Origin of the sequence: Pseudomonas sp. P5_109 (assembly GCF_034009455.1) — a bacterium.
Lineage (GTDB): Bacteria > Pseudomonadota > Gammaproteobacteria > Pseudomonadales > Pseudomonadaceae > Aquipseudomonas.
Window position 1 is genome coordinate 15,135 of sequence record NZ_CP125380.1, and the last position, 23,274, is coordinate 38,408.

At 60.8% G+C, this 23,274-nt stretch carries 22 protein-coding genes; 12 read left to right on the top strand and 10 right to left on the bottom strand.

Features of this window, described 5'->3' with window-relative positions:
- Positions 1 to 85: 85 nt before the first annotated feature.
- Entirely contained in the window at positions 86 to 325 is a 240-nt protein-coding gene (locus tag QMK54_RS00065) for a PilZ domain-containing protein (RefSeq protein ID WP_110660642.1), read from the top strand.
- On the opposite strand, the gene QMK54_RS00070 is transcribed toward QMK54_RS00065, so the two are convergent.
- The 5 genes from QMK54_RS00070 to def all read right to left on the bottom strand — a co-directional run bounded on the left by QMK54_RS00070 (position 326) and on the right by def (position 5,036).
- Positions 326 to 640 (bottom strand): tetratricopeptide repeat protein, encoded by a 315-nt coding sequence (locus tag QMK54_RS00070; RefSeq protein WP_320401834.1) that lies wholly within the window; start codon positions 638 to 640, stop codon positions 326 to 328. It lies immediately after the preceding gene.
- A gap of 166 nt (positions 641 to 806) precedes the next feature.
- On the bottom strand, positions 807 to 2,183 hold the full coding sequence (gene trkA / locus QMK54_RS00080; RefSeq protein WP_008045725.1) for a Trk system potassium transporter TrkA: 1,377 nt from the start codon (positions 2,181 to 2,183) through the stop codon (positions 807 to 809).
- 22 nt (positions 2,184 to 2,205) lie between these two features.
- Positions 2,206 to 3,516 (bottom strand): 16S rRNA (cytosine(967)-C(5))-methyltransferase RsmB, encoded by a 1,311-nt coding sequence (rsmB, locus tag QMK54_RS00085; RefSeq protein WP_320401835.1) that lies wholly within the window; start codon positions 3,514 to 3,516, stop codon positions 2,206 to 2,208.
- Positions 3,513 to 4,472 (bottom strand): methionyl-tRNA formyltransferase, encoded by a 960-nt coding sequence (gene fmt, locus QMK54_RS00090; protein ID WP_320401836.1) that lies wholly within the window; start codon positions 4,470 to 4,472, stop codon positions 3,513 to 3,515. Before fmt ends, rsmB begins: the two co-directional genes overlap by 4 nt.
- 57 nt (positions 4,473 to 4,529) lie before the next feature.
- The gene (gene def, locus QMK54_RS00095) at positions 4,530 to 5,036 is read right to left on the bottom strand and encodes a peptide deformylase (protein WP_110660645.1); all 507 of its coding nucleotides are present in this window, start codon (positions 5,034 to 5,036) and stop codon (positions 4,530 to 4,532) included.
- Between the two features lie 173 nt (positions 5,037 to 5,209).
- On the opposite strand from def, the gene QMK54_RS00100 reads away from it, so the two are divergent.
- The 3 genes from QMK54_RS00100 (at position 5,210) to QMK54_RS00110 (ending at position 7,834) form a co-directional block, all read left to right on the top strand.
- Positions 5,210 to 6,034, top strand: a complete 825-nt coding sequence (locus QMK54_RS00100; protein WP_110660646.1) for a peptidoglycan-binding protein — start codon at positions 5,210 to 5,212, stop codon at positions 6,032 to 6,034.
- A gap of 81 nt (positions 6,035 to 6,115) precedes the next feature.
- Positions 6,116 to 7,222: a DNA-processing protein DprA gene (dprA, locus tag QMK54_RS00105; RefSeq protein ID WP_223590177.1), complete on the top strand. Its 1,107-nt coding sequence runs from the start codon at positions 6,116 to 6,118 to the stop codon at positions 7,220 to 7,222.
- A 54-nt stretch (positions 7,223 to 7,276) separates the two neighbouring features.
- Complete coding sequence (locus QMK54_RS00110; RefSeq protein ID WP_103396118.1) at positions 7,277 to 7,834, top strand: L-threonylcarbamoyladenylate synthase; 558 nt, start codon at positions 7,277 to 7,279, stop codon at positions 7,832 to 7,834.
- 134 nt (positions 7,835 to 7,968) lie between these two features.
- Here the strand turns inward: QMK54_RS00110 and QMK54_RS00115 are convergent, their stop codons facing one another.
- Positions 7,969 to 8,946, bottom strand: coding sequence for an NADPH:quinone reductase (locus QMK54_RS00115; RefSeq protein ID WP_320401837.1), 978 nt, complete (start codon positions 8,944 to 8,946; stop codon positions 7,969 to 7,971).
- 165 nt (positions 8,947 to 9,111) lie between these two features.
- Between QMK54_RS00115 and hemF the strand changes: the two genes are divergently transcribed.
- Together hemF and aroE are read left to right on the top strand one after the other, a co-directional pair.
- Positions 9,112 to 10,026, top strand: a complete 915-nt coding sequence (gene hemF / locus QMK54_RS00120; RefSeq protein WP_223590181.1) for an oxygen-dependent coproporphyrinogen oxidase — start codon at positions 9,112 to 9,114, stop codon at positions 10,024 to 10,026.
- Positions 10,027 to 10,039: 13 nt separating this feature from the next.
- Positions 10,040 to 10,861, top strand: coding sequence for a shikimate dehydrogenase (gene aroE, locus QMK54_RS00125; RefSeq protein ID WP_320401838.1), 822 nt, complete (start codon positions 10,040 to 10,042; stop codon positions 10,859 to 10,861).
- A 117-nt stretch (positions 10,862 to 10,978) separates the two neighbouring features.
- On the opposite strand, the gene QMK54_RS00135 is transcribed toward aroE, so the two are convergent.
- The 3 genes from QMK54_RS00135 to betC all read right to left on the bottom strand — a co-directional run bounded on the left by QMK54_RS00135 (position 10,979) and on the right by betC (position 15,242).
- Positions 10,979 to 12,547: a SulP family inorganic anion transporter gene (locus QMK54_RS00135; protein ID WP_320401839.1), complete on the bottom strand. Its 1,569-nt coding sequence runs from the start codon at positions 12,545 to 12,547 to the stop codon at positions 10,979 to 10,981.
- 243 nt (positions 12,548 to 12,790) lie between these two features.
- Positions 12,791 to 13,711 (bottom strand): choline ABC transporter substrate-binding protein, encoded by a 921-nt coding sequence (gene choX, locus QMK54_RS00140; RefSeq protein WP_110660925.1) that lies wholly within the window; start codon positions 13,709 to 13,711, stop codon positions 12,791 to 12,793.
- A gap of 16 nt (positions 13,712 to 13,727) precedes the next feature.
- A complete protein-coding gene (gene betC / locus QMK54_RS00145; RefSeq protein WP_320401840.1) occupies positions 13,728 to 15,242 on the bottom strand; it encodes a choline-sulfatase in 1,515 nt (504 codons plus the stop codon).
- Between the two features lie 114 nt (positions 15,243 to 15,356).
- On the opposite strand from betC, the gene QMK54_RS00150 reads away from it, so the two are divergent.
- Complete coding sequence (locus QMK54_RS00150) at positions 15,357 to 16,307, top strand: choline sulfate utilization transcriptional regulator (RefSeq protein WP_110660927.1); 951 nt, start codon at positions 15,357 to 15,359, stop codon at positions 16,305 to 16,307.
- Positions 16,308 to 16,368: 61 nt separating this feature from the next.
- Positions 16,369 to 16,695 carry a DOPA 4,5-dioxygenase family protein gene (locus QMK54_RS00155; RefSeq protein WP_110660928.1) on the top strand — a complete coding sequence of 109 codons (327 nt, stop codon included), beginning with the start codon at positions 16,369 to 16,371 and terminating at the stop codon, positions 16,693 to 16,695.
- Here QMK54_RS00155 and QMK54_RS00160 read toward each other — a convergent pair whose 3' ends face one another.
- A complete protein-coding gene (locus QMK54_RS00160) occupies positions 16,696 to 17,097 on the bottom strand; it encodes a GFA family protein (protein WP_110660929.1) in 402 nt (133 codons plus the stop codon).
- 418 nt (positions 17,098 to 17,515) lie between these two features.
- On the opposite strand from QMK54_RS00160, the gene QMK54_RS00165 reads away from it, so the two are divergent.
- From QMK54_RS00165 to QMK54_RS00180, 4 genes are all read left to right on the top strand, one after another.
- A complete protein-coding gene (locus QMK54_RS00165) occupies positions 17,516 to 18,823 on the top strand; it encodes a CitMHS family transporter (protein WP_110660931.1) in 1,308 nt (435 codons plus the stop codon).
- Positions 18,824 to 18,908: 85 nt separating this feature from the next.
- Positions 18,909 to 19,676, top strand: coding sequence for a TerC family protein (locus QMK54_RS00170; RefSeq protein ID WP_110660932.1), 768 nt, complete (start codon positions 18,909 to 18,911; stop codon positions 19,674 to 19,676).
- A gap of 287 nt (positions 19,677 to 19,963) precedes the next feature.
- The gene (locus QMK54_RS00175; protein ID WP_110662875.1) at positions 19,964 to 21,622 is read left to right on the top strand and encodes a Na/Pi cotransporter family protein; all 1,659 of its coding nucleotides are present in this window, start codon (positions 19,964 to 19,966) and stop codon (positions 21,620 to 21,622) included.
- Between the two features lie 164 nt (positions 21,623 to 21,786).
- Positions 21,787 to 23,163 carry a M16 family metallopeptidase gene (locus QMK54_RS00180; protein ID WP_223590191.1) on the top strand — a complete coding sequence of 459 codons (1,377 nt, stop codon included), beginning with the start codon at positions 21,787 to 21,789 and terminating at the stop codon, positions 23,161 to 23,163.
- The last annotated feature ends 111 nt before the right edge of the window (positions 23,164 to 23,274 follow it).

Genomic DNA, 23,274 nt, shown 5'->3' on the forward strand with positions numbered 1-23,274 from the left:
CAGGTTGAACGCGGCGCCCTTGCATTCATCGCGAGCAAGCTCGCTCCTACACGTATCCACAGCCGTTCATTCAAGGGCGCAGAAGATGTCCGAACACCGCAAATCATTTCGCATCAAGATCAGTCACGAAAGCATCGGCGATTGCCTGGGCCAGACCCGCAACCTGTCGACCACCGGTGTCTACGTCAAGCATCCGCAACTGTCGGCGCTGCCCCGGGGCACGGTGGTCTACGGCCAGGTGCAAGACTTACCCACAGGCGCGCCGCGGGTGCGTATGGAAGTGGTGCTGGTGGATGCCGAGGGCATCGGTTTGCGTTATCTCTGATCAGTGCGCCTGACGCTCGAGTTTCTTCAGGAACACGGTCATTTCCTTCTCTGCCTGCTTGTCGCCATGGCCGCGAGCGGCTTCCAGGCCTTGTTCCCAGGCCTGCCGCGCGGCTGCAAAGTCCGCCAGCGCCAGATGGGCCTTGCCCAGTAGTTTCCACGCCGCCGAATACTTCGGATCGAATTCGACGCAGCGCTGGAAGTGCTCCGCGGCCTTGGTGTTCTCCCCCAGATCCAGATAACCCTTGCCCAGGCCGAAGCGCAGCAAGGAGTTATCCACACCCTTGGCGAGCATTTTTTCCAGGGATTCGATCATGGGTGGTTCCTTTTCTTTGGGGCGTCAGGTGTTGATTTCATGTAGGAGCGAGCTTGCTCGCGATGAACCTGAGAGCGACACGGGGTGTCTGGTTTCCAGCATTATCGTTTACGACCATCGCGAGCAGAGTTCGCTCCTACAAAGGCAGGCCAACACAAAATCAGGATCAGAAGAAGCTCAACCCCACATGGAACAACTTCTCCACATCGCGAATATGCTTTTTATCCACAAGGAACAGAATCACATGGTCGCCCGCTTCGATCACGGTGTCATCGTGGGCGATGATCACTTCTTCGTCGCGGATAATCGCACCGATGGTGGTGCCCGGCGGCAGGCCGATGTTCTCGATGGCCTTGCCGATCACCTTGCTCGATTTCGCATCGCCATGGGCAATCGCCTCGATGGCTTCTGCCGCACCCCGGCGCAGTGAGTGCACGCTGACGATGTCACCCCGGCGCACGTGGGCCAGCAAGGTGCCGATGGTCGCCAGTTGCGGGCTGATGGCGATGTCGATGTCGCCACCCTGGATCAGGTCGACATAGGCCGGGTTGTTGATGATGGTCATCACTTTCTTTGCACCCAGGCGCTTGGCCAGCAGCGACGACATGATGTTGGCTTCGTCGTCGTTGGTCAGGGCCAGGAAAAGGTCGGCATCGGCGATGTTCTCTTCCATCAGCAGGTCGCGGTCCGAAGCACTGCCCTGCAACACCACCGTGCTGTCCAGTGTGTCGGAGAGATGACGACAGCGTGCCGGGTTCATCTCGATGATTTTCACCTGATAACGGCTTTCGATGGCCTCGGCCAGACGCTCGCCGATCTGTCCGCCGCCGGCGATGACAATGCGTTTATAGGTTTCGTCGAGACGGCGCATTTCGCTCATCACCGCGCGAATGTTCGCTTTGGCGGCGATGAAAAACACCTCGTCGTCGGCCTCGATCACCGTATCGCCCTGGGGCAGGATCGGCCGGTCACGACGGAAAATTGCTGCAACGCGGGTTTCCACGTTCGGCATGTGTTCACGCAACTGCCGCAGTTGCTGGCCTACCAGCGGTCCGCCGTAATAAGCCCGCACTGCCACCAGTTGCGCCTTGCCTTCGGCAAAGTCGATCACCTGCAAGGCGCCCGGATGCTGGATCAGGCGCTTGATGTAGTTGGTGACCACCTGTTCGGGGCTGATCAGCACGTCCACCGGAATAGCTTCGTTCTGGAACAACTGCTCTTCGCGGGTCAGGTACGCCGCTTCGCGCACCCGGGCGATCTTGGTCGGCGTGTGGAACAGCGTGTGGGCGACCTGGCAGGCGACCATGTTGGTTTCATCGCTGTTGGTCACCGCGACCAGCATATCGGCGTCATCGGCCCCGGCCTGGCGCAGCACGGTCGGGAACGAACCACGACCCTGCACCGTGCGGATGTCCAGGCGGTCACCAAGGTCGCGCAGGCGTTCGCCATCGGTGTCGACCACGGTGATGTCGTTGGCTTCGCTGGCCAGGTGTTCCGCCAGCGAACCACCGACCTGCCCTGCTCCGAGGATGATGATTTTCATCCAGTCACTCCATTGAATCCGTTTAACCGCGAGCGGCGGCGATCTTGATCAGCTTGGCGTAGTAGAACCCGTCGTGGCCACCTTCCTGGGCCAGCAACTGGCGACCATGGGGCTGCTTGATGCCGGCCGCCGTGGCGAGGTCCAGTTCACGGGCACCCGGCGTGCGGGCAAGGAAGGCTGCGATGACTTCGGTGTTCTCGGTCGGCAGCGTGGAGCAAGTGGCGTACAGCAGAATGCCGCCCACCTCCAACGTGGTCCACATGGCATCGAGCAGTTCGCCTTGCAGCAGCGCGAGCGCGGCGATGTCGTCGGGCTGGCGAGTCAGCTTGATGTCCGGATGACGACGGATCACACCGGTGGCCGAACATGGTGCGTCCAGCAGGATGCGCTGGAACGGCTTGCCGTCCCACCATACCTGGATGTCGCGGCCGTCGGCGGCGATCAGTTCGGCGCTGAGTTTCAGGCGTTCGAGATTTTCCCGCACCCGCACCAGGCGCTTGGCTTCCAGGTCCACCGCTACTACGCCGGCCAGTTTCGGCTCGGCTTCGAGAATATGGCAGGTCTTGCCACCCGGTGCGCAGCAGGCGTCCAGCACCCGTTGGCCCGGCGCGAGATCCAGCAGATCGGCGGCCAGTTGCGCGGCTTCGTCCTGCACGCTGATCCAGCCTTCGGCGAAACCCGGCAGGCTGCGCACATCGGTGGCCGCTTCGAGCACGATGCCGTCGCGGCTGTAGACACACGCTGTGGCGGCAATGCCGGCATCAGTCAGCAAACCGAGGTAGGCATCGCGGGTGTGATGGCGACGGTTGACCCGCAAGATCATCGGCGGATGCGCGTTGTTGGCGGCGCAGATGGCTTCCCATTGCTCTGGCCAGAACGCCTTCAGGGATTTCTGCAGCCAGCGTGGGTGAGCGGTGCGCACCACTGGATCGCGCTCCAGCTCGGCGAAAATCGTTTCGCTTTCGCGCTGAGCATTACGCAGCACAGCGTTGAGCAACGCCTTGGCCCAGGGCTTTTTCAGCTTGTCGGCGCAACCGACGGTTTCACCGATGGCGGCATGGGCCGGGACGCGGGTGTAGAGCAGTTGATAGAGACCGACCAGCAGCAGCGCCTCGACATCGGCATCGGCAGCCTTGAACGGTTTCTGCAGCAGCTTGGCCGCCAGTGCCGACAAGCGTGGTTGCCAGCGTGCGGTGCCGAACGCCAGGTCTTGGGTGAAGCCGCGATCACGGTCCTCGACCTTGTCCAGTTGCGTTGGCAGCGAACTGTTGAGCGAGGCTTTGCCGCTCAGGACAGCGGCGAGTGCCTTGGCGGCGGCCAGACGCGGATTCATTGAGCGTCCGCCGCTTGACCGAGGACAGTGCCGGTGGCGAATTTCTCACGGCGGCTGTTGAACAGATCGCTGAAGTTCAGCGCCTTGCCGCCGGGCAATTGCAGACGGGTCAGGCACAAGGCCTGTTCGCCGCAGGCGACGATCAGTCCGTCCTTGCTGGCGCCGAGGATTTCCCCCGGAGCGCCTTTGCCTTCGACAAGTTGCGCGGCCAGCACTTTCAGGGCTTCGCCGTTCAAGGTGCTGTGGGTGATCGGCCACGGGTTGAAGGCACGGACCAGACGCTCCAGCTCAACCGCCGGGCGGTTCCAGTCGATGCGTGCTTCATCCTTGTTCAGTTTGTGCGCGTAGGTGGCCAGGCTGTCGTCCTGCACTTCGCCTTCCAGGGTGCCGGCAGCGAGGCCGACAATCGCCTGGACCACGGCCGGCGGGCCCATTTCGGCCAGTCGATCGTGCAGGCTGCCGCCGGTGTCTGCGGCGCTGATCGGCGTGGTGACTTTCAGCAGCATCGGCCCGGTATCGAGGCCGGCTTCCATGCGCATCACGGTCACGCCACTTTCGGCGTCCCCCGCTTCCACGGCGCGTTGGATCGGCGCCGCACCACGCCAGCGCGGCAGCAGCGAGGCGTGGCTGTTGATGCAACCCAGGCGCGGAATATCCAGCACCACTTGCGGCAGGATCAGGCCGTAGGCGACCACCACCATCAAGTCCGGTTTCAGTGCAGCCAGTTCAGCTTGCGCGTCTTCGTTGCGCAAGGTGGGCGGCTGCAACACCGGGATGTTGTTCTCCAGAGCAAGCTGCTTGACCGGGCTCGGCATCAGTTTTTGCCCGCGACCGGCCGGACGATCCGGTTGGGTGTAGACCGCGACGATCTCATAAGGGCTGCTCAGCAGGGCCTTGAGGTGTTCGGCGGCGAATTCCGGGGTGCCGGCAAAGACAATGCGCAGTGGCTCAGTCATGGGTGACGTCTCTTGAAAAGAAAAAGGCTTGCCGCAGCAAGCCTTTGAAGATGGGCATCAGGCGTTCTGGCGATGAAGCTTTTCCAGTTTCTTCTTGATGCGGTCGCGTTTGAGCGTGGACAGGTAATCGACGAACAATTTGCCGTTGAGGTGGTCGCATTCGTGCTGGATGCACACCGCGAGCAAATCGTCGGCGATCAGTTCGTATGGCTGGCCGTCGCGGTCCAGCGCCTTGACCTTGACCCGTTGCGGGCGATCGACGTTTTCGTAGAAGCCCGGCACCGACAGGCAGCCTTCCTGATACTGGCCCATGTCGTCGGTCAGCGGTTCGAGCTCGGGGTTGATGAACACGCGAGGCTCAGTGCGGTCTTCGGAGAGGTCCATCACGACGATACGTTTGTGCACGTTGACCTGGGTCGCGGCGAGGCCGATGCCAGGCGCTTCATACATTGTTTCAAACATGTCGTCGACCAACTGACGCACTTCGTCGTCCACTACGGCCACTGGCTTGGCGATAGTGCGCAGACGCGGATCAGGGAATTCGAGGATGTTTAAAATGGCCATAAGCTTGATTAGTGCACGTGTGAAGTAAGGTCGGGTCGATGGCCTGGCGGGTCCGAAGAATTGCAGGCTACCGTTGTAAAACGTAGCTCCCTTCTTTCGATAAGCAAGCCGGGAGCGAGCCACCGAGGGCTCTGGCGTTTCACGCGAACGCACATAATAAAGGGATTCACCGCATGAGGAAATCACTACTCGCCCTGCCGCTTCTGGTCTCGGCCGGTCTGGCGTACGGGCAAGTGCAACTTCGGGAAGATATTCCCACCATAAAGCTGTCGCCCCAGGTGCGCAGCAGCCCGGTGACCGAGGCTATCCCCAGCATCGCGCTGAAATCGATCAACAGCTTTCTGCTGAACAACCGCATCGTCGACAAGACCGAGGATTTCGACAAGGCGCCCTATATCGTTGCCGGCGATGCCGAACGCGTACTCAGCGGCGCGGGTGACCGCATCTTTGCCCGCGGCCATTTCGATCCGGCGCAGCCGGTGTACGGCATCTTCCGCCAGGGCAAGGTTTACACCGATCCGCAGAGCAAGGAAATCCTGGGGGTCAACGCCGACGAAATCGGCGCAAGTGAGGTCGTGGCCATCGAAGGTGACGTCGCCACGCTGGCGTTGCAACGTACGACCCAGGAAGTCCGCCTCGGCGACCGCCTGTTCAGTGGCGAAGAGCGCTCGATCAACTCGACCTTCACACCCAGCGCACCGAGCCACGAAATCAGCGGTTTGATCATCGATGTGCCGCGCGGGGTCACGCAGATCGGCGAGTTGGACGTGGTTACGCTGAACAAGGGGCAGCGCGACGGACTGGCCGAAGGCAACCTGCTGGCAGTGATGAAGACCGGCGAAACCGTGCGTGACCGGATCACCGGCCAGCCGTTGAAAATTCCCGATGAGCGCGCCGGTCTGCTGATGGTTTTCCGTACCTACGACAAACTCAGTTATGGGTTGGTGCTGAGTGCTTCGCGCTCGCTGTCGGTGATGGACAAGGTGCGAAATCCGTAAGTTTGCTTCACAAGTTACCAACAGAGTTATCCACAGCTTATTCCCGTTTGTACGGGTGCTCATAACGATCAAGGATGATCCATGTCTCTGTCTGCCGTTACACCGGTTTCCCCTGCGGAACTGGAAGCCCGTTTGCGTTTGCATCGCCTGCCTGAGCTCGGCCCGGCACGGTTCAAGAAGCTGCTTGAAGCCTTTGGCTCGGCGTCCAAAGCGATCAGTGCACCGGCCAGTGCCTGGCGCGCGCTGGGTTTACCTCTGGCGTGTACGGAGGCCAGACGCAGCACTGAAACCCGTGATGGCGCCGCCCACGCATTGGCTTGGCTAGAGCGTCCGGCCCAGCATTTACTGATGTGGGACCAGCCTGACTACCCGGCGCTGCTGGCGCAAATCAGCGATGCGCCGCCACTGTTATTCGTTGCCGGAAATCCGGGCATCCTGGAAAAGCCGCAATTGGCGATGGTCGGCAGTCGTCGCGCATCGCGCCCGGGCATGGACACCGCTGCCGCGTTTTCCCGCAGCCTGGCCGGCGCCGGTTTTGTCATCACCAGCGGCCTGGCCCTGGGCATCGACGCTGCCGCACATCAGGCCGCCCTGGACGTTGGCGGGCAAACGGTCGGTGTACTTGGCACGGGACTTGAAAAGTTTTATCCACAGCGTAATCGGCGCCTGGCGGACGCGATGATTGCCTCGGGCAGTGCCGTGCTTTCGGAGTTCCCGTTGGATGCAGGCCCAACCGCCAGCAACTTCCCTCGACGCAACCGGATCATCAGCGGCTTGTCCCTTGGCGTGCTGGTGGTCGAGGCCAGTGTCGCCAGTGGTTCTCTGATTACGGCGAGGTTGGCCGGCGAACACGGACGCGAGGTATTTGCGATTCCCGGGTCGATCCATCATCCCGGCGCCCGCGGCTGCCATCAATTGATCCGAGATGGTGCGGTGCTGGTGGAAACCATCGAACATATTCTCGAGGCCTTGCGCGGCTGGCAACGGCTGCCGTTATCCACAGAGTCCTTCACCGCTGAAACGACTCACCCTCTGTTGAAGTTGCTGCATGCCGCGCCTCTGACCAGTGAAGCACTGGCAGGCGCAAGCGGCTGGGCCTTGCCGAAAGTGCTGGCGGCGCTGACGGAACTGGAAATGGACGGTCATGCCGTTTGCGAAAGCGGGCGCTGGTTTGCACGGGTGAGCTAGGTTTTATGAGCAAGATCGGTAAACTGCGCAGAGCCTTATTCTGGAGAGTTTTTCATGGTCAACAGTTGGCGTGTGCAACAAGCCGCGCAAGCAATTCGCGCAGGGGCGGTGATTGCCTACCCAACCGAAGCAGTCTGGGGCCTGGGTTGTGACCCGTGGGACGAGGAAGCGGTGGAGCGTCTGCTGCTGATCAAGGGCCGGTCTGTGGATAAAGGACTGATCCTGGTCGCCGACAACATCCGTCAGTTCGATTTCCTCTTCGAAGACTTCCCCGAATTGTGGATGGACCGCATGGCCAGCACCTGGCCGGGGCCGAACACCTGGCTGGTGCCGCACCAGAACCTGCTGCCCGAGTGGATTACCGGGGTGCATGAAACCGTGGCGCTGCGGGTCAGCGATCACCCGCAGGTGCGGGACTTGTGCGCGCTGGTCGGGCCGCTGGTGTCGACGTCGGCCAACCCGCAGGGGCGCCCGGCAGCGCGTACGCGGATTCGCGTCGAGCAGTATTTCCGTGGCCAGGTCGATCTGGTGCTCGGCGGGATGTTGGGCGGACGCAAGAACCCGAGCGTGATTCGCGATCTGGCGACCGGCACCGTCGTGCGCCCGGACTGATACTGCATTGAGGCCATTCGCGAGCAAGCCCGCTCCCACATTTGATCTGTGTCGAACATAAACTCTATGTTCACTGGAGATCTATTGTGGGAGCGGGCTTGCTCGCGAAGGGGCCCTGACAGTCAGCGAAAATCTCAGGGCAACAAAACAACCGAGCCTGTCGTGCGCCGCGCCGACAACTCGGTCTGCGCCTTCGCCGCGTCAGCCAGTGGATAACGCTGGCTGATCTCCACGGTCAGCTTGCCGCTGATGATCATCTCGAACAACTCGTCGGCCATGCGTTGCAGGTTCTCGGCGTTGTTCGCATAAGTGCCCAGGGTTGGCCGGGTCACGTACAGCGAGCCTTTCCCCGCCAGGATCCCCAGGTTCACGCCGTCGACCGCGCCGGACGCATTGCCGAAACTCACCACCAGCCCACGCGGCGCGGCGCTGTCGAGTGAAGTCAGCCAGGTGTCCTTGCCAACGCCGTCGTACACCACCGGGACTTTTTTGCCATCGGTCAACTCCAGCACACGCTGAGCGACGTTTTCATGGCTGTAGTCGATGGTCGCCCAGGCACCGTTGGCCTTGGCCAGTGCGGCTTTCTCCGCCGAGCTGACCGTACCGATCAGCTTCACGCCCAAGGCCCTGGCCCATTGGCACGCCAGGGAACCGACCCCGCCGGCCGCGGCGTGGAACAGGATGGTTTCGCCACCCTTGAGTTCATAAGTCTGACGCAGCAGGTACTGCACGGTCAGGCCTTTGAGCATCACGCCAGCGGCCTGTTCGAAACTGATGGCGTCCGGCAGTTTCACCAGATTCGCCTCGGGCAAGACGTGAACATCGCTGTAGGCGCCCAGAGGGCCGCTGCCATAGGCCACGCGATCGCCGATCTTGAAGCGGGTCACGTCGCTGCCCACCGCCTCGACTACGCCGGCACCTTCCGAGCCGACACCCGACGGCAGGGACGGCGGCGGATAAAGACCACTGCGGTAGTAGGTGTCGATGAAGTTCAGGCCGATGGCCTTGTTGGTCACGCGCACTTCCTTCGGGCCGGGCTCGGCGGGTTGGTAATCCACATACTCGAGCACTTCGGGACCGCCATGGGCGCGGAACTGGATTCGCTTTGCCATCAGAACTCTCCATAGGTCGTTTTACCAAGCTCCCTATCGGACTCCTAAGCTTGATCTTCGTCAACTGCGACGGGGTGACTTGCGATGGTATGCTACGGGCCCATTTGCGCTGGCCCCCCGCTCCAATGGAGCGCCGCGTAGTTTTGCCCGATTCAAGGTGATGACATGACGACCCGCACCGAGGCCGTAAAAGCCTACCTGCTCGACCTGCAAGACCGTATTTGCGCCGCCCTGGAAGCCGAAGACGGTGGCACGCAATTCGTCGAAGACGCCTGGACCCGGCCGGCCGGCGGTGGCGGTCGCACCCGCGTGATCGAAAACGGCGCAGTGATTGAAAAGGGCGGCGTGAACTTTTCCCACGTCTTCGGCAGCGGTCTGCCACCGTCTGCCAGCGCTCATCGACCGGAACTGGCCGGCCGTGGCTTTGAAGCCCTCGGCGTGTCGCTGGTGATTCACCCGCACAACCCGCATGTGCCGACTTCCCACGCCAACGTACGCTTTTTCATCGCCGAAAAAGAAGGTGAAGAACCGGTCTGGTGGTTCGGGGGCGGCTTCGACCTGACGCCTTACTACGGCAATGAAGAAGACTGCATCCACTGGCACCGTGTCGCCGAACAGGCCTGCGCGCCATTCGGCGCGGACGTCTACCCGCGCTACAAGGCCTGGTGCGACAGCTACTTCCACATCAAGCACCGCCACGAACCGCGCGGCATCGGCGGGCTGTTTTTCGACGACCTGAACGAGTGGGACTTCGATACCAGTTTCGCTTTCATGCGTGCCATCGGTGACGCGTACATCGACGCCTATCTGCCGATCGTGCAGCGCCGCAAGAACGATGCGTTTACTGAAAAACAGCGCGAGTTCCAGGAGTTCCGCCGTGGTCGTTACGTTGAATTCAACCTGGTCTACGACCGTGGCACGCTGTTTGGCCTGCAATCGGGCGGGCGTACCGAATCGATTCTGATGTCTCTACCACCGCAAGTACGCTGGGGTTACGACTGGAAGGCCGAACCCGGCAGCGAAGAAGCGCGCCTGACCGAGTACTTCCTGCAAGACCGCGATTGGTTGGCCGAAGCCTGAACGAGGAATCCCGATGGACCGTTATGTCGTATTCGGTAACCCGATCGGCCACAGCAAGTCGCCGTTGATCCATCGCCTGTTCGCCGAGCAGACCGCGCAAAAGCTGGACTACAACACGCTGCTTGCGCCACTCGACGACTTTTCCACCTGTGCCAGGACATTTTTCCTCGAAGGGCGCGGCGCCAATGTGACGGTGCCGTTCAAGGAAGAGGCCTATCGATTGGCGAACAGCCTGACGGCGCGGGCGCAGCGCGCCGGCGCGGTCAATACCTTGAGCAAACTGGCTGATGGCAGTCTGCTGGGCGACAACACCGACGGTGCCGGGTTGGTGCGCGACCTGACGGTCAACGCCGGATTCAGCCTCAAGGGCAAACGCATCCTGCTACTCGGCGCTGGCGGCGCGGTGCGCGGTGCCCTCGAACCGTTGCTGGGCGAGCAACCGGCATCGGTGATCATCGCCAACCGCACGGTGGAAAAGGCCGAGTTGCTGGCCGAGTTGTTCTGCGATCTGGGGCCTGTCTCGGCCAGTGGTTACGACTGGTTGCAGGAGTCTGTAGACCTGATCATCAATGCGACCTCCGCGAGCCTGACGGGCGATGTGCCGCCGATTGCTGCCAGCCTGATCGAACCGGGCAAGACGGTGTGCTACGACATGATGTACGGCAAGGAGCCGACTTCGTTCTGCCGCTGGGCCAGCGAACACGGGGCTGCGGTGGCGATGGATGGTCTGGGGATGCTGGCCGAGCAGGCGGCGGAGGCGTTCTTCCTGTGGCGCGGAGTGCGCCCGGATACGGCGCCGGTGCTGGCTGAACTTCGCCGGCAGTTGGCCCTATAACCTACTGTAGGAGCGAGCTTGCTCGCGAAGGTCGTGAACGATAACGCGCAAAACCAGATGCCCAGCGGCGCCCTCAGGTTTTTCGCGAGCAAGCTCGCTCCTACAGAGGGCGGTGTTTCAATCCTCAAACCGGATCGGGCATTTCTGCGCCCCTTCCAGCTTCCTCAACTCTTCCACCACCTGCGGCCGGGCCCGGCGCAAGGTCAGGCTGCGATTCTGACGCAGCAGGCGTCGCGCTTCCTGATGCAGCATCTCTACCCCTGAATAGTCGATGAAGTTGATCTGCTGCGCCTCTATCACTACCCGCGCGCCATGCATGCGTTGCAGGCGTACTTGCAGGTAATGGCTGGCGCCGAAAAAGATCGAACCGCCCACTCGCAGTATGTCTTCCTCGCCATCTCGCACATGCTGCACCCGTGGTTGCGATGTGCGCTTGAGGTAGAAAAAAAGCGAGGCCAGCACGCCGGCGTAGATCGCCGTCTGCAATTCCAGCAGCAGCGTGGCGACGCAGGTCAGGGCCATGACTACAAATTCGGCGCGGCTGACCCGCAACAACGCGCGAATGCCGCGATGGTCCACCAGTCCCCAGGCGATCAGCAGAATACTCCCGGCCATCGCCGGAATCGGGATGTGCGCGATCAGGCTCGCGCCGAAGATCGCAAACAGCGCCACCCACAACGCCGAAAAAATCCCGGCCAGGGGCGAACAGGCCCCCGCTTCATAGCTCAGGCCTGAGCGGGTGAAAGAGCCTGCCGACAGCGATCCGGAAAAAAACGCACCGACGATGTTCGACAGGCCCTGGGCGCGAACTTCCTGGTTGGCCTCGAGTAATTGCTGCGAACGTGCCGAGATCGAGCGGGCAATCGACAGGCTGGTGACCAGCCCGAGCATGCCGACCGCCACTGCGCTGGGCAGCAGGCGCAGGATCAGATCGAGATCCAGCGGCAACGGACTGAAAGGTGGCAGCTTGCCGGTGAAGGCGCTGACCAGTTGCACGTGGCCGAACATCGATGGCCAAAGCCAGACCAGCAATGCGCCAAGCACCAGAGTGATCAACAGCGTCGGCCAGCGTGGCAACCACAACTTGAGGATCACGCCCACCACCACTGTCGCCAGCCCTAGCGCCAGCGAAGGTTTGTCCATTTCGCCGAGATGGCGCAACAACATGATGAAGCTATCCAGCGCGGTGGCCTGGCTGGGCAAATCCAGCCCCAGCAGGTTAGGCAATTGACCAATGGCAATCACCACGGCAGCACCCAGGGTGAAGCCGAGTACCACCGAGTGCGAGACGAAATTCACCAGGGCGCCGAAGCGCAGCAATCCCAGCAGCCACTGGAAAATCCCGGCCAGGAAGGTGAGCAACAGGATCACGGTGACGTAGTCCTGCGTCGCCGGAACGGCCAACGGACTGACGCTGGCGTACAGGACAATCGAGATGGCCGCTGTAGGACCGCAGATCAAATGCCACGACGAACCCCAGAGGCAGGCGATCAGCACCGGGATGATTGCGGCGTAGAGGCCGTATTCTGGTGGGAGGCCGGCAATCAGCGCGTAGGCAATGGATTGCGGCAACGCGAGAATCGCGCCGCTGAGGCCAACGATCAGGTCACGCCCGACGCTGGCGCGGGTTTGCCGGGGTAGCCAGGTGAGGAAAGGGAAGAGTGAATGGCGGCTGGGAAGGGCCATGGGTCCTCTCGGTCGGGGATTTTGCGCAAGGGTAGCAGGACAACACAATCATTGTGGCCAGGCAGCTTACTGTGGCGAGGGGGCTTGCCCCCGTTCGATTGCGAAGCGATCGTAAAACCATTGAATGCGATCTAACTGATTACCCACATTCAATGGTTTTGGGACGGCTGCGCCGTCCAACGGGGGTAAGCCCCCCTCGCCACAGGAAGCCCCTTTGCCAGATAAACCGGTTCTGACTCAGGTTCAGAGTTTGGCTTTAACCGCCGGCAACGCATCCTGCCCGTCCACGGTCTTCACGCCATCGAGCCACTTGTCCAGCACCGCCGGGTTGGCCTTGATCCACGCTTTTGCCGCGTCGGCATTGCTGACTTTCTTGTTCACCACCTCGGCCATGATGCTGTTTTCCATGTCCTGGGTGAAACTCAGGTTGGTCAGCAGTTTGCCGACGTTCGGGCAGGCCTGTGCATAACCCTTGCGGGTCAGGGTGTGGACGCTGCCGGTGTCACCGAAGTATTTCTCGCCGCCCTTGAGGTAATGCATCTTCAGTTGCACGTTCATCGGGTGCGGGGTCCAGCCGAGGAAGGTCACGAATTTCTGTTTCTTCACCGCGCGGGACACTTCCGCCAGCATGGCCTGCTCGCTGGATTCGACCAGTTTCCACTGGCCCATGTCGAAATCGTTTTTCTTGATGATTTCCTGCAGCGAGATGTTCGCCGGAGCGCCGGACCCGATACCGTAGATCTTGTGGTCAAACTTGTCCGCGTATTTGTTCAGGTCGGCAAAGTTGTGCACACCCGCGTCCCACACGTAGTCCGGAACCGCGAGGGTGAATTCGGTGCCATCGAGGTTTTTCGCTAGTTGCGTGACGTCGCCGTTGGCGACGAACTTGTCGTAGAAACCCTGCTGCGCCGGCATCCAGTTACCCAGGAACACATCGACCTGGCCATCCTTGAGGCCGCCAAAGGTAATCGGTACCGCGAGGGTGTCGACCTTGGCCTTGTAGCCCATGCCGTCCAGCAGAAACCCGGTGATGGCGTTGGTTGCGGCGATGTCGCTCCAACCCGGGTCGGCCATCTTCACCGTCTCGCAACTCTGATCGGCAAACGCCGATGCGCTGCCCAGGGCCAGGAGCCCGACCGTCAGTACTGTGGATAACCTTTGCATGGACTTCCCCTTAACATTATTGGTTTTGGCAGGGTTGTGGATAACGTGCTTTACGCTCCAGATCGTCGAGGTCGATGTGGTTGCGCATGTACTGCTGACTGGCGTCCACCAGCGGCTGGTGATCCCAGCTCTTCAGCTTGCCGAGGGTCAGCGCCTCGGCCACGAAACGCCGGCGTCGCTGGCTGGCGAGCACCTGCTGGTGAATCGCTGGAATGTTCCATTTGGTCCGCGCTTCGGCGAGAAAATCGTCGAACAACTGGCGATGTTGTGGCGAATGGCTGAGTTCTTCCTGTTCGCGAGGGTCATTGTCTACATCGAAGAGCAGGCAAGGGTCGTCTTCACTGTAGATAAACTTGTAGGCGCCACGGCGAATCATCATCAGCGGGCTGATGGTGCCTTCGGCCATGTATTCGCCGAACACTTCATCGTGGCCACCCTGCCCTTGCAGGTGCGGGACCAGCGAGCGGCCGTCCAGCGGCAAGCCCGGTTCCAGCGAGCCACCGGCCAGCTCGACGAAGGTCGGCAACAGGTCCGCCGTGGATACACTGGCGCTAACCCGGCCGGCGCCGAATTGCCCCGGTGCACTTATCAACAGGGGCACCCGGGCGGCCATTTCATACCAGTGCATTTTGTACCAGAGGCCGCGTTCGCCGAGCATGTCGCCGTGGTCACCGGAAAACACGATGATGGTGTCATCGATCAGCCCGGTTTCCTCGAGTGTTTTCAGGAGTTTGCCGACGTTGCTGTCGATATAGCTGCAGGCGCCGAAATAGGCGCGGCGGGCATCGCGGATCTTGTCCACAGGCAGCGGCTTGTCCCACAGGTCGTAGACCTTGAGTAAACGCTGCGAGTGCGGATCGAGTTCATGTTGATTCGGCGTTGCAGGAAGCGGGATGTCGGCATCGTCGTACAGATCCCAGAAAGCCTTGGGAATTGTGTACGGGTCGTGTGGGTGAGTCATCGAAACGGTCAGGCAGAACGGCTGGTCGCCATCCTCGCGAATATGGTCGAACAGGTACTGCTGGGCCTTGAACACCACCTCTTCGTCGAAATCCAGCTGATTGGTGCGCACGCACGGACCGGCTTGCAGCACCGACGACATGTTGTGATACCAGCTCGGGCGCACGTCCGGTTCATCCCAGTTCACTGCCCAGCCGTAGTCGGCGGGGTAGATGTCACTGGTCAGGCGTTCTTCGTAGCCATGCAGCTGGTCTGGCCCGCAGAAGTGCATCTTGCCCGACAGAGCGGTGCGATAGCCGAGGCGGCGCAGGTAGTGGGCGTAGGTCGGCACGTCGGCGGGGAAGTCGGCGGCGTTGTCGTAGGCGCCGATCTTGCTCGGCAACTGGCCGCTGACCAGGGTGAAACGCGACGGCGCGCACAGGGGGCTGTTGCAATAGGCGGAGTCGAACACCACGCCTTGTTCGGCGAGGCGGCTGAGATTGGGCAGTTTGATGGGCGATGGGCCGTAGAACGGCAACATTGGCGCGGCCATTTGATCGGCCATGATGAAAAGAATGTTCTTGCGCTTCATGTGATCGCGGCATTCCATAGTGGATGTTTATGCGAGAGTGCTGGCTTCGAGAATGAAACCCCAGCATCTTGCGGTAAAGCCCACGCGCGGCAATGACTAGGATAAGCACAGCTTATGTATGACGCCCTTGGTGACCTGTCACTGGATCTGCTTCGTGCCTTCGAAGCCGCAGCCCGTCAGCGCAGCTTCACCGCGGCGGCAGTCGAGCTGGGCACAACGCAACCAGCTATTAGCCAGCAGATCAAGCGCCTGGAAGAACAACTGGCAACACGCCTGTTCGACCGCATTTATCGCGGTATCGAGTTGACTGAGGCCGGGCAGATTCTTTTCGAGCAGGTTCAGCTTGGTTTGCAGAATATCGACGCAGGATTGAGCGCAATCAGCGCACAGCAACAGCATGAGGTGTTGCAGGTCGCCACGGATTTTGCCTTCGCCGCCTATTGGTTGATGCCGCGTCTGCACCGCTTTCATGCGGCCAATCCGCAGGTGGATGTCAGCCTGGTCACCAGTGAACGCAGTCATAACATGCTACGTACCGATATCGATGTGGCGGTGCTGTTTGGCGATGGCCGCTTCAAGCAGGGTGAAAGCCATTGGCTGTTCAGCGAAGAAGTGTTTCCGGTGTGCAGCCCGCAGTTGTTGGGCGAGCGTACCCTGCCCTTGCCGGTCCAGGCATTGCTGGAGTTTCCATTGCTGCACCTGCGTGGGGAACACAGCAGTAACTGGTTCGACTGGAGTGGTGTGTTTCGTGAGCTGGGCATCACCTCGCCCCCGGCGCCAGGGCAATTGCGCTTCGACAATTACACCCTGCTGATTCAGGCGGCGATTGGCGGCCAGGGCGTGGCCATCGGCTGGCGCCACCTTGTGGATAACTTGCTGGCACAAGGGCTGTTGTGCCGACCGATAGCCGAAACGGCGATGTCGAGGTTGGGTTACTACGTGGTCCTGCCCCAGCGCAAACGACGTGGAGCGTTGATCCAGCAGTTTGTGGACTGGTTGATGGCCGAGCAGGCCAGCAGTGCGGAGTCGCTGTCGGGGTTGTCATTGCCTTCGATTGCGGTATGAAACATGAAAAGATCGAAACCTGTGCCGTGTGCTCTGCTCAACCGGATTTAGAGGATTTCAAATGCAACGCATATCGGGCTACCACGCCCATGTCTATTTCGACGCCAGCACCATCGGCCAGGCGCGGGCCCTGTGTGAGCAGGCAACGCAACTGTTTGCGCTGAAAATGGGTCGCGTGCACGAGCGCCCGGTTGGTCCGCACCCGGACTGGAGCTGCCAGTTGGCCTTCGAGCCGCAGGTGCTGGGCGATGTGCTGCCGTGGCTGGCGCTCAATCGCAACGGCCTGGTGGTGTTTCTACACCCGGACACCGGCGACGATCTGCGCGACCACACCGAGCACGCCATCTGGATGGGCGCGATTCGGCCGCTGGACCTGTCTATTTTTTGATCAGAGTGTTTCTTCAGCCTCACCGGGCAAGTGTTCGTCCAGATGCAGCCACGGCAAGCGGCTGTCGGTCCAGATGTGCCGCTCGGCCGGTGCTTGCTCGGGATGGTCGAGGGTGGCGATGGTCAGGTCGATGGTGCCCGGGCTCAGGTGCGTGACCACCGCCAGTTGCGCCCCGCAGTGACCGCAGAAATATCGCGCGCAGGTGGTGGAGGAATCGTACCGCGCCGGCGTCCCGGCCAGCCATTCAAAGGCGGAGGTCGGCACGGTGATCCAGGTCGTCACGATGCCGCCGCTGACCCGTCGGCAAATCGAACAATGACAATGGACGATATCGTGCAGTGGCCCGCTGAACTGATAGCGCAGCTGGCCGCAGTGGCAGCCGCCGGTGTGGATTTTGTTCATGGCATTCCTCCTGATGTGTAACTACCGACGCCTTCGCGAGCAAGCCCGCTCCCACATTGGACCTGTGTCGTACTCAAAACCAATGTGGGAGCGGGCTTGCTCGCGAAGGCCATAAACCGGTTCACCTGCATGCCCCAGTCCGACGACCGGTTGTACTTCTGGTCAACGCTTTCATTCCCGAAAGCTGGCTGAAAGCTTCCCCGATTAGGATCGCCCCCACTACCGGCAACAGACCGGTCGGCCAATGCCAGCGTTTTATCGCTCGCACAGCCCATTTAACAACAACAATGGTGATTCTGATGTCCTCTTCTACCCGCCACTTCGCTGCAACTCCGTCCGTACCTCTCGTGCTTCCCGTTCTGCGCTGATCCCACCCGGTCCGCCCATTCCCTAGCCGCGCTACGCCTGGAGTATTCCCATGCTGACTTTCCTTGGCTTCGCCATGGTCATCACGTTCATGTTCCTGATCATGACCAAGCGCCTGTCCGCGCTAATCGCCCTGATCCTCATTCCAATCATCTTCGCCCTGTTCGGCGGCTTCGGCCCGAAAATCGGCCCGATGATGCTCGAAGGCATCACCAAGCTCGCGCCGACCGGCGTGATGCTGATGTTCGCGATTCTGTACTTCGCCCTGATGATCGACTCCGGCCTGTTCGACCCGGCCGTGCGCAAGATCCTCAAAATGGTCAAGGGCGACCCGCTGAAAGTTTCGGTCGGCACCGCCGTACTGGCGCTCGTCGTTTCCCTCGATGGTGACGGCGCGACCACTTACATGATCTGCGTGGCCGCCATGCTGCCGCTCTACAGCCGTATCGGCATGAGCCCGCGAATCATGGCCGGCCTGATCATCCTCGCCGGTGGCGTGATGAACATGACCCCATGGGGCGGCCCGACCGCTCGCGCAGCCAGTGCGTTGCATGTGGACCCGTCCGACATCTTCGTACCGATGATTCCCGCGATGGCGGCCGGTGTAGTGGCGATCCTGGCCATTGCTTACTTCTACGGCAAACGTGAACGTGCGCGCCTGGGTGAATTGCACCTGGTGGGCGATGAGATCGACCACAGCGAAATCAGCGTTTCGCAGTTCCCGGATGCCCGTCGTCCGAAGTTGATCTGGTTCAACGGCGCCCTGACCCTGGGCCTGATGTGCACCCTGATCGCCGGCCTGTTGCCGTTGCCGGTGCTGTTCATGGTGGCGTTCAGTATCGCCATGATCGTCAACTATCCTTGCCTGCAACAGCAGAAGGATCGCGTCGCGGCCCACGCCGGTAGCGTGTTGGCAGTGGTCGGGCTGATCTTTGCCGCCGGCATCTTCACCGGTATCCTGTCGGGCACCGGCATGGTCGATGCCATGTCGAAAAGCCTGCTGTCGGTGATCCCGGATTTCCTCGGCCCGTACCTGGCGGTGATCACGGCGCTGGTAAGCATGCCGTTCACCTTCTTCATGTCGAACGATGCATTTTATTACGGCGTGTTACCGGTACTTGCCGAAGCCGCAAGCCATTACGGTATAACCGCGGTGGAAATGGCGCGTGCCTCGATCGTCGGTCAGCCCGTCCACCTGTTGAGCCCGCTGGTTCCATCGACCTATCTGTTGGTGGCCCTGGCCGGTATCGATTTCGGTGACCACCAGCGCTTCACCCTGAAGTGGGCAGTGCTGGTTTGTATCTGCATACTGATTGCTGCACTGCTGTTGGGGACTTTCCCGATGTTCAGCACTCTATAAGCCCAAGACTCACCACTTCGGGTCCAGGCTTCGCTGTTTGAAGCCCGGGCCCTTTGTGGTTTAACAATCGTTCAAAGGAATACACATGGAATGGCTGACCAACCCTGAAATCTGGGTTGCCTTCTTTACCCTGACCGCCCTGGAAATCGTCCTGGGTATCGATAACATCATCATGATTTCGATCCTGGTCAGCCGCATGCCTAAACATATGCAGGCGCGCACCCGGATTTTCGGTCTGGCGCTGGCCATGATCACGCGAATCCTGCTGCTGCTGTCGATCACCTGGGTCATGCGCCTCACCGCCGACCTGTTCGAAGTGTTCGGCCAGGGCATCTCCGGACGCGACCTGATCCTGTTCTTCGGTGGTCTGTTCCTGCTGTGGAAGAGCTCGCAAGAGATGTACCACGCGCTGGAAGGTGAAGACGAAACCAACGAAGAGCCTTCGGGCAAGGGCGGCAACTTCCTCTACACCATCATCCAGATCGCGATCATCGACATCGTGTTCTCCCTCGACTCGGTGATCACCGCGGTCGGCATGGTCTCCCACGTTCCGGTCATGGTCGCGGCAATCATCGTGGCGGTACTGGTGATGATGTGGGCATCCGGCACCATCAGTGAGTTCATCGACAAGCACCCATCGCTGAAGATGCTGGCGCTGTCGTTCCTGTTGATTGTCGGTACTGTCCTGATTGCCGAATCCCTGGACGTGCACGTGCCAAAAGGCTACGTCTACTTCGCCATGGCGTTCTCGCTGGCGGTGGAAGCGATCAACATCAAGATGCGCACCGCTATCGCGAAAAAGAAGAAACAGCAGGATCCGGTAAAGCTGCGCAAGGACATTCCGGGCCAGTAATCGGGTCGTACGTAATACCCTGTGGGAGCGGGCTTGCTCGCGAAAGCGCTGTGTCAGACAACGTTAATGTCGACTGACCCGACGCCTTCGCGAGCAAGCCCGCTCCCACTTTGTTTTCGGCTGGTCACATAAACCGGATTTCATGACAGTTTTGTTTCAATCCCTTCTTTGGCTATGCGATGCTGGCGCGCAGACCGTTAGCCAACTACAGCTTAAGTACAGAACGTAGAACGTCGCGCGGCACCGTCAATTTGCTCCTTTGGGGCGCTACACCACAGGGGGTCGGTATGCTCACCCTGCTCAATTTGCTTTCCGCCGTGGCCCTGCTGATCTGGGGCACGCACATCGTCCGAACCGGCATCCTGCGGGTCTACGGCACCAACCTGCGCCATGTCATTGGCCATAACATGTCCAAACGCTGGCTGGCTTTCGCCTCCGGGATCGCCGTGACGGCGATGGTCCAGAGCAGCAACGCCACCGCCATGCTCGTCACCTCCTTTGTCGGCCAGGGCTTGATGGCGCTGACCCCGGCACTGGCCACCATGCTTGGCGCGGACGTCGGTACGGCGTTGATGGCGCGGGTGCTGACGTTCGACCTGTCGTGGCTGTCGCCGTTGCTGATCTTTGTCGGGGTGATTTTCTTTCTGTCGCGCAAGCAGACCCGGCTCGGGCAGCTTGGCCGTGTCGCCATTGGCTTGGGATTGATCATTCTGGCGCTGCAACTGATTGTTGAAGCGGCGCATCCGATTACCCATGCCAAAGGGGTGAAGGTGATTTTCGCCTCGCTCACCGGCGACATCCTGCTCGATGCCCTGGTCGGGGCGCTGTTCGCGATGATTTCCTATTCCAGCCTGGCCGCTGTGCTGCTGACCGCGACCCTGGCAGGGGCCAACGTCATCAGCCTGCCGGTGGCCATTGGGCTGGTGATCGGCGCCAATATCGGCAGTGGCGTACTCGCCTTCCTCAGCACCAGCATGCAGAACGCCGCCGGGCGCCAAGTGGCGTTGGGCAGCCTGCTGTACAAACTGATTGGTCTTTTATTGATCATTCCAGTGCTCGATCCGCTGGTGCACTGGCTCGATGGCCTCGATTTCAGCCCTCAGGAAATGGTTATCGGCTTTCACCTGCTCTACAACACCGTGCGCTGCCTGATCCTGCTTCCCAGCCTCGGACCGATGGCCAGGTTTTGTGCCTGGGTGCTGCCGGAGCGCCCGCTGGCCAACGGCACGGCCAAGCCCCGGCATCTTGATCCCACGGCATTGGTCACGCCCGGTTTGGCGTTGGCCAACGCGGCGCGGGAAACCCTGCGCATGGGCGACCTGATCGACAGCATGCTCGAAGCCATGCTCGACGTGTTGCGCGGCAAGCAAACCGCCGTCACCCAGGAAGTGCGCCGCCTGTCCGACGATGTCGAAGCGCTCTACAGCGCGATCAAGTTGTATCTGGCGCAAATGCCCCGGGAGGACCTCAGCGATCAGGACAGCCGGCGCTGGGCGGAAATCATCGAGCTGGCGATCAACCTGAAACTCGCCAGCGACTTGATCGAACGCATGTTGCGCAAAATTCAGCAGCAGAAAACCTCGCAGCGCCGGTCGTTTTCCGAAGTCGGGCTGGATGAATTGGCCGGTTTGCACACTCAGTTGATTTCCAACCTGCGGCTCGGGATGTCGGTGTTTCTCAGCGCCGATCCGGAAAGCGCTCGCCAGTTGGTGCGCGAGAAACGTCGTTTCCGCGCACAGGAGCGGCGCCTGGCTCATGCCCATGTCAGCCGCTTGCAACGTAAAATCGTGCAAAGTATCGAAACCAGTTCGTTGCACCTGGAGCTGATCGCCGACATGAAGCGCCTGAATTCGCTGTTTTGCAGCAGTGCCTATGTGGTGCTGGAAACATCCGACACCGGCGCGCTGGTGGTCGACGATTTGACGGACATTACGCATTCACCTTGAACGTCTGGCACCGTAGCCAGTCAGTACTACTGATTCAGCCGGAAGGTCATTCGCGAGCAAGCCCGCTCCCACAGGGATCTCCGTGGGTCTGTGGGAGCGGGCTTGCTCGCGAAGACGGCCTGACTGACGACACGGACCTCCAATCCGCCGTATGGAAACCCGTTATGCGTTGTCTGTTGTTCGCCTGCCTGTTGCTTGGTTCATTCCCGTCATTCGCCCTGGATCGCTTTCAGGTCGAGGGCTACACGCTGCGCAACGGTTTGCAGTTGCTGCTCAAGCCTGGCACTGACCGCGGGCATGTGGCTATCCGGCTGGTGGTCGGCGTTGGCCTGGACGATTTCGGCTGCGAGGAAAAGGAATTGCCGCATCTGCTGGAACACCTGCTGTTCAGCGGCATCGACGCCAGCGGCGAAGGTGGCCTGGAAGAGCGCATGCAGGCCCTGGGCGGCGAGTGGAACGCCTTCACCAGCAACGCCGATACAACCTTCGTCATCGAAGCCCCGGCGAAAAACCAGCGCAAGGTGCTCGACCTGCTGCTGGCGCTGCTGACCCAGACCCGTTTCGACGACAACGCCATCAATGCGGCCAAACAAGTGGTCGAGCGCGAAGATGGCGGCCACTACTCGCACCTGCAACGCTGGCTCGATCGACAGGACCTCGGCCACACGGCCAGCAACCAGTTGGCCGTGGAACTGGGCCTCAAATGCCCGGAGCGCGCGCAAGTCGATGACCTGACCCGTGAGCAATTGGAGCAGGTACGCAAGGACTGGTATGCGCCAAACAACATGACCCTGATCGTGGTCGGCGACCTCGACAAGTTGCTGCCGGCCTATCTGGAGCGTGCGTATGGCGTGCTGGAGGCGATCACCCCGGGCGAGCATCCGCCGCTGCCGCAAATCCAGGCCAGTGCCGCCCACGAGCGCACCCTGACCCACGGTCTGGTCGGCAACGGCGCCAAATTGCACTGGCTGGTGCCGGAGCCGGTACTGGAAGACGGGCACGATCAAACCTTCGATTTACTCAAGGATTATCTGGACTGGGCGCTCTATCGCCAATTGCGCCTGGCTCACGGTTTGTCCTATGGCCCTTGGGCGGAACGCGAGGTATTCGGCGGCGTGGGTTTCATGAGCCTCAACGCCGACCTTGAACGCGACGACGTGTCCGAGGCCGAACAAGTGCTTGATGACTTGAAGGCCGAATTGCTCAGGGACGGCCTCAATGCCGACACCTTCAACCGCCTCAAACAGGCCGCGATTGCCCGCCAGGCCTGGGCCGTACAAGGCAACAGCGCGTTGGCGGACTACTACTGGAGCGCCATCGGCGACTACGAAGACGGCCGTTTCACCAACCCGACCCGGGAGCTGCAAGGGGTGACGCTGCAGGAGGCGAACAAGGCTGTGCGTGAACTGCTGTTGCAGCCGGGGTATTTGCGGATCGAGAAGTCATTGTTCAGTTATGACCAGTTGATGTGGCTGGTGGTCGGCGGGGTGGGCTTGATCGTGTTGATGTTGGTGGGCTGGCGTTTGCATCGCAGGAAGTAACCACTCCAACTGGCGAGCGACTAACTGTGGCGAGGGGGCTTGCCCCCGTTCGGCTGCGAAGCAGTCGTGAAACTGACTACTGCAATTCATCTGAAGTATTGGAATTACGGA

Excerpts from the sequence above, each read along its gene's own strand:
- QMK54_RS00065 (WP_110660642.1), top strand. The coding sequence starts at position 86 with ATGTCCGAACACCGCAAATCATTTCGCATCAAGATCAGTCACGAAAGC.
- QMK54_RS00070 (WP_320401834.1), bottom strand. The coding sequence starts at position 640 with ATGATCGAATCCCTGGAAAAAATGCTCGCCAAGGGTGTGGATAACTCC.
- trkA (WP_008045725.1), bottom strand. The coding sequence starts at position 2,183 with ATGAAAATCATCATCCTCGGAGCAGGGCAGGTCGGTGGTTCGCTGGCG.
- rsmB (WP_320401835.1), bottom strand. The coding sequence starts at position 3,516 with ATGAATCCGCGTCTGGCCGCCGCCAAGGCACTCGCCGCTGTCCTGAGC.
- fmt (WP_320401836.1), bottom strand. The coding sequence starts at position 4,472 with ATGACTGAGCCACTGCGCATTGTCTTTGCCGGCACCCCGGAATTCGCC.
- def (WP_110660645.1), bottom strand. The coding sequence starts at position 5,036 with ATGGCCATTTTAAACATCCTCGAATTCCCTGATCCGCGTCTGCGCACT.
- QMK54_RS00100 (WP_110660646.1), top strand. The coding sequence starts at position 5,210 with ATGAGGAAATCACTACTCGCCCTGCCGCTTCTGGTCTCGGCCGGTCTG.
- dprA (WP_223590177.1), top strand. The coding sequence starts at position 6,116 with ATGTCTCTGTCTGCCGTTACACCGGTTTCCCCTGCGGAACTGGAAGCC.
- QMK54_RS00110 (WP_103396118.1), top strand. The coding sequence starts at position 7,277 with ATGGTCAACAGTTGGCGTGTGCAACAAGCCGCGCAAGCAATTCGCGCA.
- QMK54_RS00115 (WP_320401837.1), bottom strand. The coding sequence starts at position 8,946 with ATGGCAAAGCGAATCCAGTTCCGCGCCCATGGCGGTCCCGAAGTGCTC.
- hemF (WP_223590181.1), top strand. The coding sequence starts at position 9,112 with ATGACGACCCGCACCGAGGCCGTAAAAGCCTACCTGCTCGACCTGCAA.
- aroE (WP_320401838.1), top strand. The coding sequence starts at position 10,040 with ATGGACCGTTATGTCGTATTCGGTAACCCGATCGGCCACAGCAAGTCG.
- QMK54_RS00135 (WP_320401839.1), bottom strand. The coding sequence starts at position 12,547 with ATGGCCCTTCCCAGCCGCCATTCACTCTTCCCTTTCCTCACCTGGCTA.
- choX (WP_110660925.1), bottom strand. The coding sequence starts at position 13,711 with ATGCAAAGGTTATCCACAGTACTGACGGTCGGGCTCCTGGCCCTGGGC.
- betC (WP_320401840.1), bottom strand. The coding sequence starts at position 15,242 with ATGAAGCGCAAGAACATTCTTTTCATCATGGCCGATCAAATGGCCGCG.
- QMK54_RS00150 (WP_110660927.1), top strand. The coding sequence starts at position 15,357 with ATGTATGACGCCCTTGGTGACCTGTCACTGGATCTGCTTCGTGCCTTC.
- QMK54_RS00155 (WP_110660928.1), top strand. The coding sequence starts at position 16,369 with ATGCAACGCATATCGGGCTACCACGCCCATGTCTATTTCGACGCCAGC.
- QMK54_RS00160 (WP_110660929.1), bottom strand. The coding sequence starts at position 17,097 with ATGAACAAAATCCACACCGGCGGCTGCCACTGCGGCCAGCTGCGCTAT.
- QMK54_RS00165 (WP_110660931.1), top strand. The coding sequence starts at position 17,516 with ATGCTGACTTTCCTTGGCTTCGCCATGGTCATCACGTTCATGTTCCTG.
- QMK54_RS00170 (WP_110660932.1), top strand. The coding sequence starts at position 18,909 with ATGGAATGGCTGACCAACCCTGAAATCTGGGTTGCCTTCTTTACCCTG.
- QMK54_RS00175 (WP_110662875.1), top strand. The coding sequence starts at position 19,964 with ATGCTCACCCTGCTCAATTTGCTTTCCGCCGTGGCCCTGCTGATCTGG.
- QMK54_RS00180 (WP_223590191.1), top strand. The coding sequence starts at position 21,787 with ATGCGTTGTCTGTTGTTCGCCTGCCTGTTGCTTGGTTCATTCCCGTCA.